General features: G+C 67.9%; 5 protein-coding genes and 1 pseudogene. 3 read left to right on the top strand and 3 right to left on the bottom strand.

Annotated elements, in window-relative coordinates:
* Window positions 1–750: pseudogene (locus tag A9X05_RS04440) on the bottom strand (nitrite/sulfite reductase); the annotation flags it as partial.
* A 252-nt stretch (window positions 751–1,002) separates the two neighbouring features.
* On the opposite strand from A9X05_RS04440, the gene A9X05_RS04435 reads away from it, so the two are divergent.
* Entirely contained in the window at window positions 1,003–1,641 is a 639-nt protein-coding gene (locus A9X05_RS04435) for a TIGR03085 family metal-binding protein (protein WP_067779509.1), read from the top strand.
* Window positions 1,642–1,959: 318 nt separating this feature from the next.
* Window positions 1,960–2,775, top strand: coding sequence for a lysophospholipid acyltransferase family protein (locus A9X05_RS04430; protein WP_067756166.1), 816 nt, complete (start codon window positions 1,960–1,962; stop codon window positions 2,773–2,775).
* Here A9X05_RS04430 and A9X05_RS04425 read toward each other — a convergent pair.
* Both A9X05_RS04425 and A9X05_RS04420 read right to left on the bottom strand, forming a co-directional pair.
* On the bottom strand, window positions 2,772–4,151 hold the full coding sequence (locus tag A9X05_RS04425; protein ID WP_067779507.1) for an FAD-binding oxidoreductase: 1,380 nt from the start codon (window positions 4,149–4,151) through the stop codon (window positions 2,772–2,774). The two genes, A9X05_RS04430 and A9X05_RS04425, sit on opposite strands and share 4 nt — an antisense overlap.
* Window positions 4,152–4,157: 6 nt before the next feature.
* A complete protein-coding gene (locus A9X05_RS04420; RefSeq protein ID WP_067779505.1) occupies window positions 4,158–4,808 on the bottom strand; it encodes a polysaccharide deacetylase family protein in 651 nt (216 codons plus the stop codon).
* A 52-nt stretch (window positions 4,809–4,860) separates the two neighbouring features.
* Between A9X05_RS04420 and A9X05_RS04415 the strand changes: the two genes are divergently transcribed.
* Window positions 4,861–5,163 (top strand): TetR/AcrR family transcriptional regulator (locus A9X05_RS04415; RefSeq protein WP_156736455.1); only part of this gene is annotated, 303 nt, incomplete at its 3' end.

Genomic DNA, 5,163 nt, shown 5'->3' with positions numbered 1-5,163 from the left:
GTTGGTCGACAGGCCGCCACCCACCCACAGATCCAGGCCGGGGCCGTGCTCGGGGTGGTCGACGCCGACGAACGCGACGTCGTGGGTCTCGTGGGAGACGTCTTGCAGGCCGGACACCGCGGTCTTGTACTTGCGCGGCAGGTTCGCGTACTCGGGGTTGTTCAGGGAACGCCGGACGATCTCATCGATCGCGGGCGTCGGGTCGAGCACCTCGTCGAGCGAATCGCCGGCCAGCGGCGAACCGTGGATGCCGCGCGGGCAGTCGCCGCAGGCTTCCGTCGTCTGCAGCCCCACTTCGTCCAGGCGACGCCAGATCTCGGGGACGTCCTCGATGCGGATCCAGTGCAGCTGCAGGTTTTCCCGGTCGCTGATGTCGGCGGTGTCGCGGGCGAATTCGGTCGAGATCTGGCCGAGGACGCGCATCGAGTGCGCCGTCAACGGCTTGCCGTCGGTGCGGACCCGCATCATGAAGTACTTGGCTTCGATCTTGTCGGTGTTGTCGTCGCCGGTCCAGCTGCCGTCGTAACCCTGCTCGCGTTGGGTGTACAGGCCCATCCAGCGGAAGCGCCCGCGCAGGTCGGAGTGGTCGATGCTGTCGAAGCCCTGCTTGGCGTAGACGTTGACGATGCGGTCGCGCACGTTCAGCGGTGCGTCGTCGTTCTTGATCTTCTCGGTGTCGTTGAGCGGTTCGCGGTCACCCAGCGCCCACTGGCCCTCGCTGCGGGTCTTGGCGGGACGTGCTGCGGTCATTGGTGTCTCCTTCGCGGTGCCGGACGGCTTAGGGCTGCTGTCCGCGGCATCGACGCGATGATGTTGTCAGTCAGAGGTGAGCGCGGGCGCTCCGTTGCGCCCACGTCTCATGGCTTCATACTGCCGGGGTCAGGCATAGGGGAGTAGAGGTCGCGCCGTTGTGAGGGCACAACCGTTGGTTGTGTGCGCGGGTTCACTGATCGATGTTGTCAGGCAATGGGTTTTGTCGGTCCAGCCGTACAATTCGCCTGCATGGGCGGTGTTTCGCTCGAGGGTCTTGAACGTGGGGCGCTGTGCGATCTTTTCGGCGAATTGGGCCCGTCCGCGCCCACGCTGCTCCAGGGTTGGACCGCTCACGATCTCGCCGCCCATTTGGTGTTGCGGGAGCGCGATGTCGTCGCGGGGCCGTGCCTCGTGTTGCCCGGCCCGTTCCAGCGGTTCGCCGAGCGGCGCCGGAAGGCGTTGGTGCGACGGGATTTCGGTTGGCTCGTCGCGCGGATCCGGTCCGGTCCGCCGGCCGGGTTCTTCCGCATCGGATGGGTTCGCGCGCTGGCGAACCTCAACGAGTTCTTCGTCCATCACGAGGATGTCCGCCGGGCCAACGGACTGCCGCCGCGTCAGTTGACGGCGGACATGGAGGCCGCGTTGTGGCGCAACGTTCGGCGCGGGGGGCGGTATCTGAGTCGGCGGCTCGGGGGCTTCGGCCTTGAGGTTGCCTGGGCCGGTTCCGGCGAGCAGGTGACCGTCCGAGCGGGTGTGCCGGCATTGCTCAGCGGTCAACCGGGTGAGCTGCTGCTGTATCTCTTCGGCCGGCAGTCCGCGGCGCAGGTGGAGTTGAGTGGACCGCCGGATGCCGTCGCGGCCGTGCGTGCCGCCCGCTTCGGGATGTGAGGCGGAACGCGTCGTCACACGCGCCACACCCGTCCCTGGCAGCGGAGACGTCCAAAGTGCCCGCCTCGTAGCGACAACGGGCGGGCGTGGGGCGCCGCCGGACAGGCCGACGGACCGAATGGGCGGTTGTCGCTATGAGGCGGGCACTTCGGCTAATCCCTCGAAATCGCCGGGGAAGTCCGCGCGATCGCCCGGGGAAGTGCGACCGCCGGGGAAGTCCGCGTGACCGCCGGGGAAGTCCGCGCGGCGAAACCGGCGTCGCCGCGGAGCGGCGGGCGTACCATCAGCTCACGCTCAACGGCGAGCGAGGGCAAAGACATGAACGACACCCACACCGACTCGACGGACGTCGACAAATGGGACCGCGATCTGACCGAACACGTCGTCGCGCTGACCCGGCCGATCGTCAAACGGTATTTCCGCTCCGAAGTGCGCGGCTTGGACAACCTTCCCGAAGGACCGTCGCTGGTGGTGGGTAACCATTCCGGCGGCATGCTGACGTTCGACCTGTCGGTGTTCGCCGTCGACTATTACGACACCTTCGGCTACGACCGCCCCCTCTACGCGCTCGCCTTCGACACCATCTTTTCCGGACCGGCCGCCGAGTTCTTCCGCCGCACCGGCGTGATCCGCGCGACGCGCGAGAACGCCGCCAAGGCGCTGGCCTCGGGCGCGGTCGTGCTGGTGTTCCCGGGCGGCGACTACGACGTGTACCGGCCGACCCTGCAGGAGAACGTCGTCAACTTCGACGGCCGGACCGGCTACATCACCACCGCCCTGGAGGCGGACGTCCCGATCGTGCCCGCCGTCTCGATCGGCGGGCAGGAGAGCCAGCTGTTCCTGACGCGCGGACAGTGGCTGGCCCGCCTGCTTCGGCTCACCAAGTTCGAGCGCAGGTTCTTCCGAACGAACATCATGCCGGTCACGTTCGGTTTTCCGTTCGGCCTCAGCGTCCTGGCACCGGTCAACATGCCGCTGCCCACCAAGATCGTCACCGAGGTCCTGCGGCCGATCGACCTTCGCCATTTCGGCGAGGCGCCCGACATCAAGCGACTCGACGCGCACGTGCGCTGGACGATGCAAAAAGCGCTCAAAGCCCTTGCCGCCCAACGCCACTTCCCGGTTATCGGTTAAGCGCCCGCGAAGACCACGTCGGGATTGAGGATGCCCGCCGGGTCGAAGCTCCGCTTGATGCGGCGCATCAGGTCCACCTTGACCGGGTCCTCCAGCTCGAGGAAATAGGGCGTCTTGGCGCGGCCCAGGCCGTGCTCCCCGGAGATGGCGCCGCCCAATTCCATTGCCAGCGCGAAGATGTCGGTCATCAGCTTCTTGCGCGTGTCGGGGTCTTTGCAGAAGATGGCCAGGTGCACGTTGCCGTCGCCGGCGTGCCCGCAGCCCGCCGCCGCCCCGCCGGCGGCCGCCGCCAGGCCGCGCGCGGCGGACAGGAACTTGGGCATCGCGCCGCGTGGCACCACGGTGTCGATGAGGTCGTCGGCGCCGACCGCCTTCAACGTCCAGAACGCCTTCTCGCGCGCCTCGATCAGCTTGCGTGCCGAACCGCCTTCTAGCACATAGGCGTCTACCGCGCCGAGCTCGGCCAGCAGCTCGCCGGCCTTCTCGACGTCCTCGTCGAGCCGGTCGGCGGTGCGGTTCTCAAGCGCCACAACCAGATACGCGTCACAGCTGTCGCGGACGCTGTCGGGGATGCCCAACTCCAGGTTCTGGGTGTGTACGAGCGCGGCCATCGTCACGTTGTCGATGTACTCCAGGATGTAGGGCGCGAGGCCGCTGCCCACGATCTTGGGGACCGCCGTCATGACCTGGTCGAAGTCGGCGAACGGGGCGAGCACGGCGGCGTTGTGGTCGAGCCGTGGATGCAGCTTGACGGTCACCTCGGTGGCCAGGGCCAGGGTGCCTTCGGAGCCGACGATGAGTTGGGTCAGGTCGTAGCCGGTGGAGATCTTGGCGATCTTGCCGCCGGTGCGGATGAGCTCGCCAGTCGGCAGCGCCGCCTGCAGCCCGAGCACGTTCTGGCGGGCAATGCCGTACTTGACCGCGTTCATGCCGCCGGCGTTGGTGCCGACGTTGCCGCCGACGCTGGACGACAGCTCGCCGGGGTGAACCATGTAGCGCAGGCCGGTGTCGGCGGTCGCGGCGTCCAGCTCGGTGAGCGTGACCCCGGGTTGGACGACGGCGACCTGGTTGATGGTGTCGACCTCGAGGACGGCGTTCATCCGTTCGAAGGAGATCAGCAGCCCATCGACCCGCGGGATCGCCGCGCCCGACAGGCCGGTGCCCGAGCCGCGGGCCGTGACCGGCACGCCAGCGTCGGAAGCGGCCTTCAGCAGCTGCGAAACCGCTTCCGCGGAAACCGGTTTGGCGACATACGCCGGGCGTTGCGGCGGCTTCGTCAAGACCTCGTCGTGCCAGTAGTCCTCGGGGATGGCGTCACCGGTCAGCAGGTTGTGCTGGCCGACGATCTCGGCGAACCGGGCCGTCATGTCGCTCATGAGGCTTCAGCCTATCGCCGCGGTCAGGTGATCGAGGGGATTCCGCATCCGGCCGCGGAGGATCGGCACGCAATCGTCGGGGAGTTGGGTGGTGACCTCCACGCCGGAGCCGTCGAGTTCGTCGAGGAACCCGGGTAGCTGCTCCATCGCGCCGGTGGGCAGGTCGTGCAGGACGACCACGGTGTGCTCGTGGCTGCGGGTATCGGCGAGCGCGCGCTCGACCCAACCGCGCGGGTCGGCCCAGTCGCGCGGGACGCTGTTCCACAGGACGCAGGTGTACTTCTCGGTGATGAGGTGCTCGAGCGCCGTCCGGTTCAGGCAGCGCTTTTCGAGTGCGCCCTCCGTTCCCCACGGCCTGAAGAGCCGATCGGCATCGCCGAAGTCGTCCAAAAGCTCTTGGGTGCCGCGGATCTCGTGAAGCGTCTCCGCCGCAGAGAGCTCGCCGAGGGGCCGGCCGTGGGTGAGGGAGTGATTGCCGATCCGGTGCCCCTCGCGCACCGCCCGCTCCAGCAGCCGGCGCCCCGCCGGCGAGCGGACGTTCTCGCCGACGACGAAGAAGACGGCGGACGCCTGCCGCTGGGCGAGGGCGTCGAGAACCCGGTCCGTGACGCCGGGTGTCGGGCCGTTGTCAAAGGTCAGGGTGATTTTCGGGCGCATTACTCCCCAGCGTACCTTGCCTGACTGATCGATCAGACAGTATCGTGGGCGGATGACCGCGGCGGTTTCGGAGTCCGAGGTGCCTGCCGGTGACGCCCGGCAGCGGATCCTGCAGACGACGATCCAGTGCTTCTGCGCGTACGGCTACGAGAAGTCCTCGATGAAGCTGATCTCGACGAGGGCCGGCGTCTCGCAGACGCTGCTGCACTATCACTTCGAGACCAAGGAAAAGCTCTTCCAGGCGGCGATCGACGACATGGCCAAGCGCATGTTCGCCACGGCGGCGACGCGGCTGCCGGGGCGGCTGTCGGTGCGCGAGGGCCTGACCGAGGCGGCCGGGCTGATGTACGCCTTG

The organism is Mycobacterium sp. E3298 (assembly GCF_001666895.1).
Classification (GTDB): domain Bacteria; phylum Actinomycetota; class Actinomycetes; order Mycobacteriales; family Mycobacteriaceae; genus Mycobacterium.
The sequence above is the reverse complement of the archived record's forward strand: the minus strand, read 5'-3'. Positions and strand labels throughout refer to the sequence as shown.